General features: G+C 68.6%; 11 protein-coding genes. 2 read left to right on the forward strand and 9 right to left on the reverse strand.

The window, feature by feature from the left end; genetic code table 11:
• Positions 1–167: 167 nt before the first annotated feature.
• From CK500_RS01870 to CK500_RS01885, 4 genes are all read right to left on the reverse strand, one after another.
• Positions 168–1,154 (reverse strand): homoserine dehydrogenase, encoded by a 987-nt coding sequence (locus tag CK500_RS01870; protein WP_095635556.1) that lies wholly within the window; start codon positions 1,152–1,154, stop codon positions 168–170.
• A complete protein-coding gene (locus CK500_RS01875) occupies positions 1,151–1,744 on the reverse strand; it encodes an amino acid-binding protein (RefSeq protein WP_095635557.1) in 594 nt (197 codons plus the stop codon). Before CK500_RS01875 ends, CK500_RS01870 begins: the two co-directional genes overlap by 4 nt.
• Complete coding sequence (locus tag CK500_RS01880) at positions 1,741–1,920, reverse strand: hypothetical protein (RefSeq protein WP_095635558.1); 180 nt, start codon at positions 1,918–1,920, stop codon at positions 1,741–1,743. The genes CK500_RS01875 and CK500_RS01880 overlap by 4 nt, the downstream gene beginning before the upstream one ends.
• 196 nt (positions 1,921–2,116) lie before the next feature.
• Positions 2,117–4,306 carry an elongation factor EF-2 gene (locus CK500_RS01885; RefSeq protein ID WP_095635559.1) on the reverse strand — a complete coding sequence of 730 codons (2,190 nt, stop codon included), beginning with the start codon at positions 4,304–4,306 and terminating at the stop codon, positions 2,117–2,119.
• 202 nt (positions 4,307–4,508) lie between these two features.
• Between CK500_RS01885 and CK500_RS01890 the strand changes: the two genes are divergently transcribed.
• Positions 4,509–5,153 carry a bifunctional 4-hydroxy-2-oxoglutarate aldolase/2-dehydro-3-deoxy-phosphogluconate aldolase gene (locus CK500_RS01890; RefSeq protein WP_095635560.1) on the forward strand — a complete coding sequence of 215 codons (645 nt, stop codon included), beginning with the start codon at positions 4,509–4,511 and terminating at the stop codon, positions 5,151–5,153.
• Between the two features lie 57 nt (positions 5,154–5,210).
• Here the strand turns inward: CK500_RS01890 and polC are convergent, their stop codons facing one another.
• The 4 genes from polC to CK500_RS01910 form a co-directional block, all read right to left on the reverse strand.
• A complete protein-coding gene (polC, locus tag CK500_RS01895; protein WP_095635561.1) occupies positions 5,211–10,280 on the reverse strand; it encodes a DNA polymerase II large subunit in 5,070 nt (1,689 codons plus the stop codon).
• 13 nt (positions 10,281–10,293) lie between these two features.
• Positions 10,294–10,713 (reverse strand): PPC domain-containing DNA-binding protein, encoded by a 420-nt coding sequence (locus tag CK500_RS01900; RefSeq protein WP_095635562.1) that lies wholly within the window; start codon positions 10,711–10,713, stop codon positions 10,294–10,296.
• Positions 10,714–10,933: 220 nt separating this feature from the next.
• Positions 10,934–11,311, reverse strand: coding sequence for a NifU family protein (locus CK500_RS01905; RefSeq protein WP_095635563.1), 378 nt, complete (start codon positions 11,309–11,311; stop codon positions 10,934–10,936).
• 102 nt (positions 11,312–11,413) lie between these two features.
• Positions 11,414–11,743: a DUF5783 family protein gene (locus CK500_RS01910; protein WP_095635564.1), complete on the reverse strand. Its 330-nt coding sequence runs from the start codon at positions 11,741–11,743 to the stop codon at positions 11,414–11,416.
• A 230-nt stretch (positions 11,744–11,973) separates the two neighbouring features.
• Here CK500_RS01910 and CK500_RS01915 point away from each other — a divergent pair, with 230 nt between their 5' ends.
• Complete coding sequence (locus CK500_RS01915; RefSeq protein ID WP_095635565.1) at positions 11,974–12,888, forward strand: hypothetical protein; 915 nt, start codon at positions 11,974–11,976, stop codon at positions 12,886–12,888.
• A gap of 53 nt (positions 12,889–12,941) precedes the next feature.
• On the opposite strand, the gene CK500_RS01920 is transcribed toward CK500_RS01915, so the two are convergent.
• The gene (locus CK500_RS01920) at positions 12,942–15,680 is read right to left on the reverse strand and encodes a heavy metal translocating P-type ATPase (RefSeq protein ID WP_095635566.1); all 2,739 of its coding nucleotides are present in this window, start codon (positions 15,678–15,680) and stop codon (positions 12,942–12,944) included.
• Positions 15,681–15,840: the final 160 nt, after the last annotated feature.

Consider the following 15,840-nt stretch of genomic DNA (forward strand, 5'->3'; position numbering starts at 1 on the left):
AGGCGCTCTGTGAGTAAGTTTCGGTAGATTCCACTAAAACGGTTTCGATACGGCCCACAGACGATCGCGACGCGGTCGGGCGATTCTCGACAACGCGGGGCACGCCAGCGCGTCGCACGACCCGGGTCGCGTCCCGTGCTCCGGTGGTGCGGTTCGAGACGACTGACCTACTCCAGCCGGCCCACGTCCCCGAGCACCGCGCTCGCGGTCTCGGGGCCGCCGGCGCCCCGCCCCGAGATGTTGAGCCGACCGGCGTGGGTGGTCTCGATCTGGACGATGTTCTGGGTCCCGGAGACCGCGAGCGTCCCGTTCTCGGGGACGAGCCGCGGCGCGACCCGGACCGTCTCGCCCGTCGCCTCGCCGATGAGCCGGACCGTCCGGCCGTCCTCCGCGGCGAGCCGGAGCGCCGAGCCGGGTACGTCGCGGATCCCGGAGACGTCGGCATCGTCGAGGGTGAACTCCCGGGCGTCGGCCGGGTCGTCGGCCGCGCCGAAGGAGAGCACGTTCGCGAGGATGACGCACTTGAGCGCCGCGTCGGTGCCGTCCACGTCGAAGGAGGGGTCGGCCTCGGCGACGCCGAGGTCCTGCGCCTCCGCGAGCACGTGCTCGTAGTCGAGCCCCTCGGCGGCCATCCGCGTGAGGATGAAGTTCGCCGTCCCGTTGAGCACGCCCCGGACCGCGGTGACGTGTCCCGGCTCGATGTCCTCCACCGTCGACACCGCGGGGATCGCGCCGCCGACCGTGGCCTCGAACCTGATCTCGCCGTCGCTGTCGTTCACGAGCGCCCGCAGGTCGCCGAACCGCTCCGCGACCGGCCCCTTGTTCGCCAGGACGGCGTGGCGGTCGCGCTCCAGCGCGGTCCGGACGTGCGAGAACCCGGGCTCGGCGTCGCCAAGCGTCGTGGGCGTCGCCTCCACCAGCGCGTCGTAGTCGGCCGCCAGCGCGTCCGCGGGGTCGCCGTCGCCGACGATCCCCCGCTCGGCCTTGCGGGCCACCACCGCGTCCGGGTCGACGCCGGCGTCCCGGCCGTCGGTCCCGTCCGCGACGACCGCGCTCGACGAGTCCGCGACCGCGACGACCTCGTGGCCGTACTCGCCCGCGAGGTCGACGACCGAGCGCCCGACCGCGCCAGCGCCGACGACGGCGAGTCTCACGCCTCCACCCCCGTGAGCGGCTCGACCAGACGCAGGTCCTTCTCGGCCGCCAGCTCGCGGACCGCGGTCAGCGCCGCCTCCGTCTCGCCGGCGCGCGCCTCCAGGCGAAGCCGCGCGCTCGACACCTCCTCGGTCCCCTGCGGCGCCGCCAGGGACACGTCGGCGACCGAGGCGGACTCGCACGCCTCGATCTGCGAGAGCGTGTCGGAGAGGTCGGTGTCGATGAGGTGACCGAAGAGGAGGATGGTCACCTCCTCGGCGTACCGCTCCGTGCCCGCCTGCATCACGTTCACGCCCTCGCTCCGGAGCGCCTCGACGATCCCCTCGAATCGCTCCTGTGTCGCCTCGAAGTCGACCTCGACCGGGATCCGACCGCGGGGCGTCTTGTTCCCGCGCTCGTGGTAGATCGAGAGGAGGTTCCCCCCGTTCTCGGCGATCGGATGGAGCGCGGCGAGCAGCTGCCCGGGCTCGTCGACGAGTTCGAGCCGCACCGTGTGCGTCGAGGGCGTGGTCGCGGCGTGCCCGCCGTCGGCGGTCGCGTCCTCGCCGTCCGCCGTCTCCTCGGGGACGCCGTCGCGGCCGTCGCTCACGCCGCCACCCCCGCGTCGAAGAGTTCCGGCTCCTCGGATACGGTCGCCGTCGCGGCGAGCGACGGTTTGCCGGATCCCGTCGGCGACGCGGTCCGGCACGGTCCTGTCGGCGGCGCGGAGCGGTCGCTTGCTGGCTCCGTCGCGGTGCGCCGAGCGGGAGTCGTGCCCGTCTGCATACCCGAAAGGTGTCGGGGGATCCGGTATAAGCCTTCGGCGATGGCAGGCGTTGCCTCGCTTCCGACCGTGTGAACTCGGTGCACGGAAGGGCAGATCACGGACGCCGGAGACGGAACTCGGCGAAGACCTCGGCGACGAACGGAGAGAAAAACGGAGGGCGTCAATCCGCAGCGGATCGCGGACCGCGTCGTCGACTTAGAAGTAGTCGATCGACTGCGGCAGTTCCAGCTTCATGCCCTTGCGCTCGCGGATCTCCATGATCTTCTCGCGCTGGAGGTTGTCGACGAGCACGCGGAAGCCCGCGTTCTCGGTGTTCCACGAGGCGCGGCCCTCGGTGGCCGAGCGGATGTCGGAGGAGAACCCGATCATCTCCTCGACGGGCGCGATGCCCTCGACGACCATGAGGTCGCCCTCCTGGTACATGTCGTCGACGCGACCGCGGCGACCCTGGATCTCGCCGGAGGCGGCGCCCATGTGCTCCGAGGGCACGTCGATCCGGACGTCCTGGATCGGCTCAAGCAGGCGGACCTCGCCGTCGATCAGCGAGCGGTGGACCGCGTCGCGGACCGCGGGGATGACCTGCGCGGGACCGCGGTGGATGGTGTCCTCGTGGAGCTTCGCGTCGTGGAGCCGGAACAGCGACCCCTGGACCGGCTCGGCGGCGAGCGGCCCGTCGTCGAGCGCCTCTTGGAGCCCCTCCAAGACGAGTTCCATCGTCTCGTTGAGGTGCTGGATCCCCTTCGTGTCGTCGATGAGGATGTTGGTCCGGTGGATGTGCTCGACGTTCTGGGAGGTGTCCTTGTCCATGCCGGCCTCCTGGAGCGCCTCGCGGCGCTCGAGCTCGGGCATGTCCATCGAGACCTCGCCGAGCTGGATGGCGTCGACGATCTCTTGGTCCATCGGCTCGACGGTGATGTAGAACTTGTTGTGGCGGTTCGGCGACTGCCCCTCGACCTCGCGGGAGGACTCCTGGGGCTGCTCGCGGAAGACCACGATCGGCTCGCCGGTGATGACCGGGATGCCCTGGTTGTCGCGGATCCGCTGGGTGATCACTTCGAGGTGGAGCTCGCCCTGCCCGCTGATGAGGTGCTCGCCCGTGTCCTCGTTGATCTCGATCTGGATCGTCGGGTCCTCCTTGGCGACCTGCTGGAGCGTCTCGATGAGCTTCGGCAGGTCGTCCATGTTCTGCGCCTCGACGGACTTCGTGATGACCGGCTCGGAGATGTGCTCGATCGACTCGAACGGCGTCATCTCCACGGAGGAGACGGTGGAGCCGGCGATGGCGTCACGCAGGCCGGTGACCGACGCGATGTTCCCCGCCGGGACGCGATCCACTTCCTCGCGCTCGGACCCCATGAAGAGCCCGACGCTCTGGATGCGGTTCTTGCCCGCGGTGCCGGAGACGTACAGCTCCTGGCCCTTCTCCAGCGTGCCGGAGAAGACGCGACCCGTCGCGATCTCGCCCGCGTGCGGGTCCATGGAGATGTCGGTGACCATGAAGACGACCTCGCCGTCCTCGTCGACGAGCTGCATCCCCTCGGCCAGCTCGGAGTCCGCGTCGCCGCGCCAGATGCGCGGGACACGGCGGGGCTGGGCGTCGACCGGGTTCGGGAAGTGCTCGCAGACCATGTCGAGCACGACGTCCGAGAGCGGCGTCCGCTCGTGGAGCTCCTCGCGCTTGTCGTTCTGTTCGAGCTCCATGATGTCGCCGAAGTCCATCCCGGTCCGCTGCATCGAGGGCATCGAGACGCCCCACTTGTACAGCGCGGACCCGAACCCGACGGTGCCGTCCTCGACGGAGACCGTCCAGTCCTCGGGGATGTCGTCCATGTTCTCGGCCATCCCGCGGATGAGCTCGTTGACGTCGGCGATGACCGACATCAGTCGCTCCTGCATCTCCTGGGGCCCCTCCTGGAGCTCGGAGATGAGGCGGTCGACCTTGTTGATGAACAGCGCCGGCTTCACGCCCTCGCGGAGCGCCTGCCGGAGCACCGTCTCCGTCTGCGGCATCGCGCCCTCGACGGCGTCGACGACCACCAGCGCGCCGTCGACCGCGCGCATCGCGCGGGTGACGTCGCCCCCGAAGTCCACGTGGCCCGGGGTGTCGATGAGGTTGATGAGGTGGTTGGTGTCCTCGTACTCGTGGGTCATCGAGACGTTTGCCGCATCGATGGTGATCCCCCGCTCCTGCTCGTCCTCCTTCGTGTCCATCGCGAGCTGCTCGCCCGCGGTGTCCTGGGAGATCATGCCGGCACCGGCCAGCAGGTTGTCGGAGAGCGTCGTCTTGCCGTGGTCGACGTGGGCGGCGATGGCGATGTTCCGGATGTTCTCCGGGCTGTCCATCAGCCGCTCGCACTCTTGAACGATCTTCTTGCGTCGGCCCATTATACCGCTTGTTACCGAAAGCAGGGTCAAAAGGGTAGTGTTTCGTCTCGGCCGTTTCGACCGGATCGACCCGCGATCGCCGCCGTTTTCGTGTCGATCGGTCGCACGATCGGAGGCCGAACGGCGGAGCGTAACCGGTCGTACCCGACGACGCTCGTCGGCATCCGCGCGTATTTAGGTGGTCGCTCGGAAACGGGTGCGTATGAACGAGACGCTCTCGCGGATCGTCGACAGCGGCGTCGTCGCGGTGTTGCGCGGAGTACCGGCCGACCAGCTCATCGAGATCGCGGACGCACTCCGCGAGGGCGGCGTCACCGCCGTCGAGATCACGGCCGACACGCCCGACGTGGCCGAGAAGATCGGCGAGGTTGCCGGCGCCTTCGACGACGAGGTCGTCGTCGGCACGGGGACGGTCCTCGACAGCGAGACCGCCCGGACGACGCTGATGGCCGGCGCGGAGTTCGTCGTCTCGCCGAGCCTCCACGAGGACGTGATCGAGACGTGCAACCGCTACGGCGCCGTCAGCGCGCCCGGCGTGATGACGCCGACCGAGGCGGTCCGCGGCTACGAGGCCGGCGCCGACTTCGTGAAGGTGTTCCCCGCGAAGACCGTCGGTCCGGACCACCTCGGCGCCATGAAGGGGCCGCTCGGGCAGATCCCGATGATGCCGACCGGCGGCGTCGGCCCCGACAACGCCGCGGACTACATCGACGCCGGCGCGTTCGCGGTCGGCGCGGGCGGCGCCCTCGTCGACTACGACGCGGCCGAGCGCGGCGACTACGAGGCCATCACCGAGACGGCCCGCGAGTTCACGCGGGTCGTCGAGGCGGCGCGCGCGGACGACTGAGTCGGACAGAGAGAAATTCGTCCGGAGAGAGGCGCGGAATGGACGCCGTCGCCGATCTCACATGAAGTCCGCGATGCCGGACTGCTTGTTGGTGTCGTCCTCGAAGATCGACTCCAGCGACTGGTCTAACACCTTCAGGCGCTGTTTCGTGTAGGGTCGGCAGCCGAACCGGTCGGCGACCTCGATCGCCGTGTCGACGTACTTGTTGACGGAGCCCTCGTGGACGGTGAGGTTCACCCGCCCGCCGCACTCGCGGCAGTCGCCCGAGAGGGGCATCCGCCGGTACTTCTCGCCGCAGTCGAGACAGCGCGTCTCCTGCCGCGAGAACGCCCGGAGGTTCCCGATGATGTCCGGCAGGAAGTGGTACTCGATCACGCGCTCGGCCACGTCCGTCTCGTCGACGGCGCGCAGTTTCCGGGCCAGCTCCAGCTGGGCGTCCATCTTCTCCATCATGTCGCCGAGCGTCTTGTACGCCGAGAGATCCGGCCCCATCGCGATGTCCGTCGTGTCGTGGGTGTGGCCGAACCCGTGGTACTCCTCGTCCGTCCCGAGCGTGTCCTCGCCGATCTGGATCAGGTCCTCGACCGACTCCGGATCGGCCATCTCCAGCGTCGCGTCGTAGAACTCGCGGGGGTACTCCCGCGCGATGTCGACGTTGTGCGCCTCGTCGTCGATCTCCGACGGATCGATCCGCGAGGACATCACGAGGGGCGCGTCCATGCGGCCGCCCCGTTGGTCCGGCAAGAAAGTTTTCGAGAAGTTGAGAAGACCGTCCATGAGAAGCATGACACAGTCCTCGTCACCGTCGCACTGACCGGAATACACGTCGTTCGCGACGAGCGTGTTCGTTTCATCGACAGTCAGGCAGTACGTGTGATCGACGTCGGACTGGACCGTCTCAACGGAGACGACTTCGTCGACCCAGACGTCACCACCGTCACCGAGGAGTCGCTGTGTTCGAGTGTCGATACGGTCCAGCACGTCAGTAAGTGTCTCGTCCTTGCGGCCGAGATGGAAGCCAATTCGGTCGGCGAACCGTACGGCGTTCTGTGACGTGACCTTGAGAACCCAGGAATCGAACGAGCGCTCATCGTCGTAGAACTCGGCCACTGCACCCGTCTGCGGGGTACGTTCCTCGCGATATACTTTCGTAGCGATGCCGAACCGCTTGAGCGCTGCGACGAGGTCAGACTGTAGGTCGTCGCTTACGGTGGTTGCCCGGATCTCGACGCGTTCGCTGGACGTGCTTCCGTCGCCGGAGAAGTACGCCGCGAGGAACGTTCGGAGAACCGGATCCGGTGCGGAAAGCACACAGTCCGGGATGCGTTTCGTCTCCGCACGACTCCCGGCATCGAGAACGTCCGAGAACAACGTCGCGACGAGGCGACTGGAGACCGTGACCTTCCACTCGTTCTCCTCGAACGCCTCGACATCGAGCACGTCGTCGAAGACATCGATGATTTCGTCGCGCGGCACGTCGTCCGGGGTACAGATTGTCGTCTGATAGAACGAGCCCGCTTCCCGCCGCGTGAATCCTTCCGCAGCGTAATATCCGAGCATCGTGCCGACGGCCTCGTCGACCTCGAACTGGCGCGAAACCGAGGCCCCGTCGCGACGGATTCCGAGGGTCACGTCTGTGGGAACGCGTTCGACGACGGTGTCGTAGTCGTACAGTTCGAGGAGGACTCCGGCCGGGATGCTGTCGCGGGACACCCAGTTGTACACCGTCGACTGACTGGCGTCGAGGCGTTCCGCAACGGGCTTTAGATAGCTCTCGGCGTCTGTCGCGTCGTCGAGGAGTCGCTTGAGCTCGGATTCACCGAGTCCTCGGATCATCAGGTCGTCGTTCGGAACGGCGTCCGCGTCGAGGAATTCCGCGAGCAGGTCGAACGTCGCTGTTTCCCCGTCAACCGGTATCTGTTTCGGCGCCGGGAGCGCGTCTTCCGTAGTTAGTTCTCGGGCCGAGACGCGGTCGACTCCATCGCCGGTCCACCGACGCATCGAGTGGTCAGGTGTCACCGTTAGCTCCTGCCCACTCTTCGTTTTGATGCGGACGAGGTGATCGGGCGACGGATGCTTCGAGACCGCTTCGACTCGTTGGAGCGTTTCCTCGCCACTTTCAGTTACGGACGGCACGTACACGTCACCGTCGAGTCTCTGGACGAGCGTCCCGAAGTCGTCCTCGTCAGCCGTTTCGGCGTTAAGGCGGTCCTCGACGAGCGTCTCGATGGGGTCGTAGTGCCACTTCCCGGCTTCGTCTTCGAACCACACGTTCGTCTCCGGGTGGAAGCAGTTCCGCCGTTTCGCGGCGTGAAAGTACGGATGAGCGTATCCGACGGCCGCCGAGGTGAATCCTACCACTCTCCCGACAGTTGCGGCGCTCGTGTGGGGGGCCATCCCGAAGACGAGCTCCCCGACGAGGTCGTCGCGCTCGTTGACCTCGTAGAAGCGGGGGAGGTCGTAGTACTGCTCTAAGAGGTCGTCGACGAAGTCCGCGGTCTTGAGCATGTGCTCGGCGGCGCCGTCGGAGAGGACGATGTCCTGCACGCGGAGCTCCACGAGCTGGTCGTCGTGGCGTAGCGGCTCGCCGTCGATGTCCGTCTCGTAGCCGATCTCCCGGAGGTGGTCGGCGGTGACGTCGAGCTCCTCGGGGCGGACCGACGTGACGGGGAGGTCGGTCATGTCGTACCTGACGGTGCCGTCCTTGAACGACGTGACGCCGTTCTTCGCGCGCAAGATGCCCTTCTCGATCGGCTCGGGGGTCTTGTTCCGCGAGGTGAGCCCCTGGACCCCCTTCAGGATCTCGAAGGCGGACTCCCGCTCGCCGACGTTCTCCAGCGCGGAGCGGTACGCGTCGTTGAGGTCGACCTCTTGGTAGGTCGCCGCGGTCACCTCCCACTCGCAGCGCGGGCACTCGACGCGGCCGGCCTCGTCGGGCTCGCAGACGGTGCCGCAGTCGCCGCACTCGTAGTGGAGGTCCGTGTGGACCTCGCAGTCCGGGCACTGCGCCCGGTACGTGTGCTCGCCGCACTCGGGACAGACGCGGTCGGAGACCTCCAGCTCCAGCCGCCCCCGGTGGCCCGAGTCGTCCATGACGCTGGCGGCCTCCGCCACGTCGCGCTGGGGGCCGCCGGCCTCGTTGATCGGGAAGAGGGTGTGGACCGCGGGCGAGAGGTCGCGGCTCTCCGACTTCTCCGGGCGGCCCATCCGGTTGCCGATCCGCGTGGGGGCGCGCTCCCGTATCTCGAAAGGGGCGACCTCGTTGACCGCCTTCAGCGCGTTCCCGCCGTCGTCCCACTCGCGGGCCGCCGGCGAGAGGTCGCCCGCGTCCCACGTCTTCCGGAGCCCGTCGTCGACCCCGAGCGACCGCGCGAGCGGGCGCCACGTGGGGATCCGGAGGGCGTCGGGCGTCGCGACGTGCTCGACCAACAGCGACTCCAGCGCGTCTTGCGTCGCCTCGGTGCGTTCGATCGCGAGGACGCCCTCGACCACGTCGCCGGCGGCGACCGCGTCGGCGAGCGCCTCGAAGGCGTCGACGGACACGTCGTGCCAGAGGTAGGTGTACTCCGGGTGGAGCGGGCAGTCGTACTCGCGCGCCCACGCGAGCGCCTCGTCGACTTCGGGGTGTTCCAAGTCGACGTGCGGGTCGTCCCGCATGGCCTGCACGTCGGCGCCAGCCGCCTCGAACTCCTGGACCCACCACTCGTAGACGTACGAGGCGGGCGCGAGCGGGTGGTTGTTCTCGACGAACTCGCCGTAGTTGACGAGGTACTCGCCCAGATCGAGCACCTTCTCGACGCCGTTCCGGATCTCTTTGGCCTCCTCCGGGTCGTCGATCCGCCGGACCTCGCCGTTCGCGAGCCGGACCGTCGGCCCCTCGATGGAGTCGACGGGGACGACGCCGTGGGCCTTCCCGGGCCGCTCCGTCTTGATCTGGGTCCCCGCCGCGAGGAAGTCGTCGACGAGGTGCATCGTCGCCGGGTGGACGCCGCCGGTCGCGAACCCGTGGTTGCGCGCGCGCCCGTACCGGAGCCGGAACCCGCCCGCCTCGCTCGGGTGGGTGAAGACGGGCCGGCCCGCGATCAGGTCGCGGAGGAACTTCTGGGAGGGCTTCGCGCGGAGGGGGCCGTCGGGTTCGGTGGCGTCCGAGTCCGGGGCGGCCCCGTCGTCCGCGTCGTCCTCTCCGTCTTCGTCGCCCTCGGTGCTCTCGCCCTCCGAGTCGCCGTCGCCGCCGTCCTCCGCGTCATCACCCTCGGCGTCCTCGTCGCTCGCGCCGCCCCCGTCCTTCCCGATCGTCCCGTCGATCAGGTCCTGGAGCCACGGCCAGTCGACCTCGTCGAGGTCGCGGGTGTACCGCTGGATCTTCGGGGCCTTCAGTGCGATCCCCTCGGCGGCGACGAGACACATCCCGCCGCGCGCGGAGTTGGTGTCGACGCGTTCCAGGTCGCGGAACCCGGAGACCTCCTCGTCGCCCGTCGCCTCCCCGTCGAGCATGACGGGCATGTGCTGGGCGATGAACTTCGACTCCTTGTCCTTCGGCGTGTACTGGAGCCCCGTCTCCTTGTCGTAGAGGGCGATCTCCTCGGCGTAGCGCTCGACCTCCACGTCTCGCGGCTTGTACTCGTCGATGTCGAGCAGCGACCGGGCGTAGTCGGCGACGAGCACGGACAGCGCCTGCGCGGTCCCGCCCGCCGACCGGATCGGGCCGGCGTAGTAGACGTTGACGAACTCGGTACCGTCGTCGTTCTCCAACAGCTCCACGCGGTCGATCCCCTCGATCGGCGCGGCGACGACCCCCTCGGTGAGGAGCGCGACCGCGGTCCGGACCGCGCCCTCGACCTTGCCGGCGCGGGAGTCGTAGTCGCCGACGGTCCCCTCGACGAAGTCGGTGACGAGCTCTAAGGCCGCCTCCTCGCGGGACATCTCGCCTTCCAGCTCGCGGACGCGCTCCGCGACCCCGTCGATCCCGAGGATGTTCTCGACGCGGTCGGCCATGTCGCGGGCGATCGGGATCTCGATCTCGGGTTTCGGGTCGTGGCCCTGCTGCTTGGCGGCCTCGGCCACGTCCCACGCCTCGTCCAGCCGGTCCTCGATCCGCGCGAAGTAGCGCTCGTCGTCGGGCCTCATCGCCCGCTCCGACTCAGAGCCATAGGTCGAGGTCGGTGGCCTCGTCGTGGGAGCGTTCGAGCGGCTCCGCGAACGCCCGCAGGTGGCACTCGCCGGCCCAGACGGTCGCGGAGTCGAGGTGTCCCGCGAGCGCCTGCCCGCTCGGCCGCGACAGCACGACGTGCGTGTGCGCGAACACGTTGCCGTCGAGCAGCGAGACGTTGCCGACGCAGGCCGCGACCTCCAGCGGCTCGTCGAAGGTCACCGAGCGGTACTCGGTGTCGTCCTGGTCGTAGAACCACACCTCCGCGTCCTGTACGGCCCCGAGCGCCGTGAACCAGCCCGCCTCGACGTCCTCCGCGCGGGCGAGGTCCTCGATCTCCTCGCGCCAGTCGGCGCCCGTCTCGAACCGCGCGACGTACTCCGCCGTGGGCTCGACTTCCCGATGGTGCATAGGAACCGTCCACGGCCGCCGGGGGCAAAAAGGCTTCAGTCGCGCCGCGAAGTCGAATTGATATAGCGTTATTTGATTTAATCGCAGATCGAGCCGATCAGACACACAATCAGAGAATCAGCGAGAGACGTACTGTACTCAGAGATTCCGAGCGAATCGCTATCGGAACGGAAAGAACGAAAGAACGGAACCGCGATCTCGGGAGAACCGAGCGAACCGCTCAGAACGGGGCCTGCGGGCCTTCGTCGTCGCCGCCGTCGTCGGTCGTCTCGCCGGGGAAGGAGGGGGACATGCCGCCGCTGCTGGTGCCGCCGAGGTCGCCGTCGGCGCCGGCGTCCATGCCCGTGTCGGCGTGGACCGTCTCGATCTCGGGGATCTCCTTGACCATCCGGGACTTGATCGCCTGGATCGTCATCGGAGAGATACCGCAGCCGGAGCAGGCGCCGCCGAGCTGGATCGTGACCTCGCCGTTCTCGCGGTCGAGGTGGCTGATGGCGGCGCTCCCGCCGTGCATCTGGATCTGCGGGAAGTTGCGCCGCAGGAAGTTCGTGATCCGCTCGCGGAGGTCGTTGTCCGCGTCAGTCGTTTCCGTGCTCATGCACGCGAATTGGCGTCCGGGCGGCTTATGCCTTTGGTTCGGCGGGACGCGTGCCGGGAGAACGGGCGTGTCAGCGGGGCAAGCGGACCGAACGCCGGTTATTCACTCCGGCCGGTCGACGCCGAGCGTCCGGTACAGTTCCGTCTCGATCCGGTCGACGTACTCGTCGAGCGTCTCCTCGAACGTCTCGTCGTCGACGGGGACGACGCCGCGGATGCGCTCTCGGGGGTTCTCGGGGAGCTCGACGCGGAACTCGCCGTCCTCGTAGAACGGCTCGGACTCGTTGAGCACCGCCTGGTCGATCCCGTGGATCAGCTCCGAGTCGTACCGGTCGTTCATCTGGTTGAACGCGTTCTTGTACGCCCGCTGGAGCTCGTTGAAGTAGTTCGCGTACTTGTCCTCGAACTTCTCGGGGTCGAACTCGTCGGCCATACCCGATCCGACGGCGCGGCGGGGAAAAAGCCGGTCGATCGCGGCTCAGGAGACCGAAACCGACGGGCGAAGCGGTCGTCGCCGTCGACCCGTAGGTGCAGCCGAGCCATGAGTATAAACTAAATATCGCTATATTAAATGTGTTCCCGGCAGGCGAGCGCGCTCTCCCAGAGCCGCCTACGAGCCATCGGCCCACAAGACCCTTCACGCGCTGGCGGACTGGACGAGACATGCGCCGACGCTCCCTCCTCGTTGGCCTGTCGGCCGGTCTCGGGGTGCTCGGCGGCTGCAACACCACGGACGGATCGACCGGCCCCGGGTCGTCCGAGCCGGAGGAAGACCCGGAGGGAGAGCCGAAACCGACGATCGACTCGGCGTTCGACGGCGTCTCGGTTCCGGAACTGCCGGGCGAGGGCGGGGTCACGTGGTACCACGAGGCCGACGAATCGGCTCGGGGATTCGTCCGTCCGAGCGCCGAGACGGCGGAGCTACCCGCTCGCGTCGAGTTCACGTACCACAACCGCTCGGAGGAATCGACCAGCTGCGGCCACTGGAACCTCTACAAGCTACACGACGATCGATGGTTCCACGTCGGGCCGGGCGCCCACGACGGCATCTGTTACAACCTCTCGGCGGGCGAGAGCGAGACGTGGACGATGGCAGCCGCGACCAGCGAGGTGGACGACGGAGACGAAGACGGAGACGTGGATCGCTACCCGTACCTCGGTGGCGGCCGCTACGCGGCCGTCGCGGGATACGGATACGCGACCTCGGACAGCGCCGCCCTCGTGGAGTTCGACGCGCCACCGGTCGCCGTCGAGCCGACCGACGACGCGACGAGCGAGACGGACGGGATCTCGGTGACCGTCACCGCGGACGGGTGGCGGACCGCCGACGACGACGGAGAGCGAGCCACCCTCACACTGGAGCGAGCACAGACGGCCGAGAGGCCGATCATCACCGAACAGGTGATGCGATATCGGAACCGTGGCTACCGAAATCTGCTCGCGTTCGTAGAGGAAGGCGTCGATAGGGTAGTTCTCCGGACGGACGAGCGAACGGCCGACTGGATCGTCGACGACGGCGAGACGGCCCGGATCCGGTACGACGGTCAGGCGTATCGCGTGACGAAGGGCAAACCATGAGAGAAAGCGAGCCGTGAGAGAACACGAACTGCGACCGGAGCCCGCCGCCTCGCTCACCGCAGCCGACCGAGCAGCCGGTAGTCGCGGTCGGGGTCGTACCGGCGGAACAGCAGGCTGTTGGTGAGCACGCTCACGCTGGACAGCGCCATCGCCCCCGCGGCCAGCGCGGGCTGGAGCAGCCCGAGCGACGCGAGCGGGATCATCAGCGTGTTGTAGCCGAGCGCCCACACGAGGTTCTGTTTGATCTTCTGGAGCGTCGCGTCCGAGACCCGGATCGCCTTCGCCACGTCGAGCGGGTCGTCGCGCATCAGCGTCACGTCCGCGGCCTCGATGGCCACGTCCGTGCCGCTCCCGATGGCGGTGCCGACGTACGCGACCGCGAGCGCGGGCGCGTCATTGACCCCGTCGCCGACCATCATCGCCTGCCGGCCGTCGGCCTGGATCGACTCGACGGCCGCCGACTTGTCCTCGGGGAGGACCTCGGCCCTGACGTTCGCGGGGTCGATACCGACCCGCTCGGCGACCGCGCGGGCGGTGCGCTCGTTGTCGCCCGTGATCAGCATCACGTCGATGCCGCGGTCCTTGAGGGCCGCCACGGCGTCCGCCGCGCTCGGCTTCACGGTGTCCGCGTCGGCGACGATCCCGACGAGCCGGCCCTCGTTCGCGCCGGCGGGCACGCGGGCGACGAGCATCGCCGTCTTCCCCTCGCTCTCCAAGCGTTCCATCTCTTCGGCGGCGGGAGACGGATCGATCCCGTTGTCGCGCAGCAGCTTCCGGTTGCCGACCAGCACCTCGCTGCCGCCGTCGGGCCCGTCCGACCCGACGGTCGCGCGGACCCCGTGGCCGGGGACGTTCTCGAAGCCGTCCGGCTCGGGGATCTCCAGTCCGCGCTCGCGCGCCCCGTCGACGATGGCGCGGGCGAGGGGGTGTTCGCTCCCGCGCTCGGCGGCCGCGGCGAGCCGGAGCACCTCCGTCTCCGGGTCGCGGTCGGGACCCGAGCCGGCTTCGGGGGCGATGAGGCCGTCGTCGCCCTCCCGCCGCTGCGCCGTGCCCCCGTCCGGGGCCGGGTCGTCGTCCGGGATCACGTTGCCGTCGCGGTCGAAGGCGACCACGTCGGTCAGCTCCATCTCGCCCTCGGTGAGGGTCCCGGTCTTGTCGAAGACGACGGTGTCGACGTCCTTGGCGCGTTCGAGCACGTCGCCGCCCTTGAACAGGATCCCGTGTCCGGCGCCGATCGTCGTCCCGACCATCGTCGCGGCGGGCGTCGCCAGCCCGAGCGCGCAGGGACAGGCGATGAGCACCGCGGAGGCGAACACGACGACCGCGAACTCGGAGACCGAGACCGCCCCGCCGGCGACCGCGGGACCGCCGGCGACGAGGTCCCACAGCGGGAGCGCGTTCACGAACCCGGCGAGCGCCTCCGGGAAGAGGAACCAGACGGTCCCCCACAGCAGGGCGTTGGCGATGACCGCCGGGACGAAGTACGCCGAGATGCGGTCGGCGAGGTTCTGGATGTCGGGCTGGCGCGACTGCGCCTCCTTCACGGTGCGGACGATCTGCTGGAGCGCGGTGTCGGCGCCGACCTTCGTCGCCTCGACCACGAGCACCCCGTTCTCGTTCACCGTCGCCCCGACGACCTCGTCGCCCTCGCCCTTCTCGACGGGGACCGACTCGCCGGTCACCATCGACTCGTCGACCGCGCTCTGGCCGTCGACGACGACCCCGTCGGTCGGGACCTTCTCGCCCGGGCGGACCTTCATCCGGTCGCCGACTTCGACCTCGTCGACGGGCACCTCGCGCTCCGTCCCGTCCTCCTCGACGAGGGTGGCCCGGTCCGCCTCCATCTCCAGCAGCTTCCGGAGCGCCTCGCCGGCCCGGCCCTTCGAGCGGGCCTCCAGGTAGTTGCCGAGCGTGATGAACACGAGGATGAACGCGGCCGTGTCGAAGTAGAGGCTCCCGGCGATCGCGCCCGACAGCGCCGCGACCGAGTAGACGTACGCGGTCGTGGAGCCGAGCGCGATCAGCACGTCCATGTTGGCGCGCCCGTTCGTCACGAGCGCCTTGTAGGAGTTCCTGTAGAACGGGCGCCCGAGGACGACCTGCACGGGCGTCGCGAGCAGGAACTGGACCAACCCGATCCGGACGCCGAAGACGGTCTCGGGGAACACCTCGCCGCCGAACAGCAGGTGATCCGTCATAAACGCCAGCAGCGGCAGCGAGAGGACCGCGCCGAACAGGGTCAGTCGGAGCTGTCTGCGGATCTCCTCCTCGCGGGCGGCGTCGCGGGCGTCCTGCCCGGCGTCGCCCGTCCCGCTCGCTCCGGCGCCGTCCCCGGATCCCTCTCCGTCCCCCTCACCGCCGCTCCCGCTCCCCTCCCGAACCGGCGAGTAGCCCGCCGACTCGATCGCGTCGTAGAGGTCGCCGAGCGAGGCGTCCGCGGGGTTATACTGGACCTGCGCCTCGTCGGTCGCGTAGTTCACCGTCGCCTCGATCACGCCGGGCGTCGACTCCAGGGCCTCCGCGTTGGTCTCCGCGCAGTTCGCACAGGACATGTCCGTGATCGCGACCGTGACGCTCTCGCTCACGGCGCCGTAGCCCGCCGACTCGATCGCCGCGTAGATCTCGCCGAGCGACACCTCCGCGGGGTCGTACTCGACGGAGCCCTCGTCGGTGGCGTAGTTGGCGTTCGCCGAGACCACCCCGTCGAGGCCGTCGAGGGCGTCCTCGATCGTCGCCGAGCAGTTGGCGCAGGACATCCCCGTGACGTTCAGATGGGCTGTTCTCGTTGGCATGTGTACTACTACGGGTTCCCCCCTTAGGCGGTTTTCTGCTTCGCGATCGGGGGTTCGATCGGGTCGAAATCTTGGATTCGAAAGTAATGGACACGGTCGGAAGAGAGTGAGGCGAAATCGGGATTATCGACGACATTACTTAAAAGGGTCATGCGGTGGC

Source organism: Halorubrum salipaludis (assembly GCF_002286985.1).
In the GTDB taxonomy this organism is placed as follows: Archaea; Halobacteriota; Halobacteria; order Halobacteriales; family Haloferacaceae; genus Halorubrum; species Halorubrum salipaludis.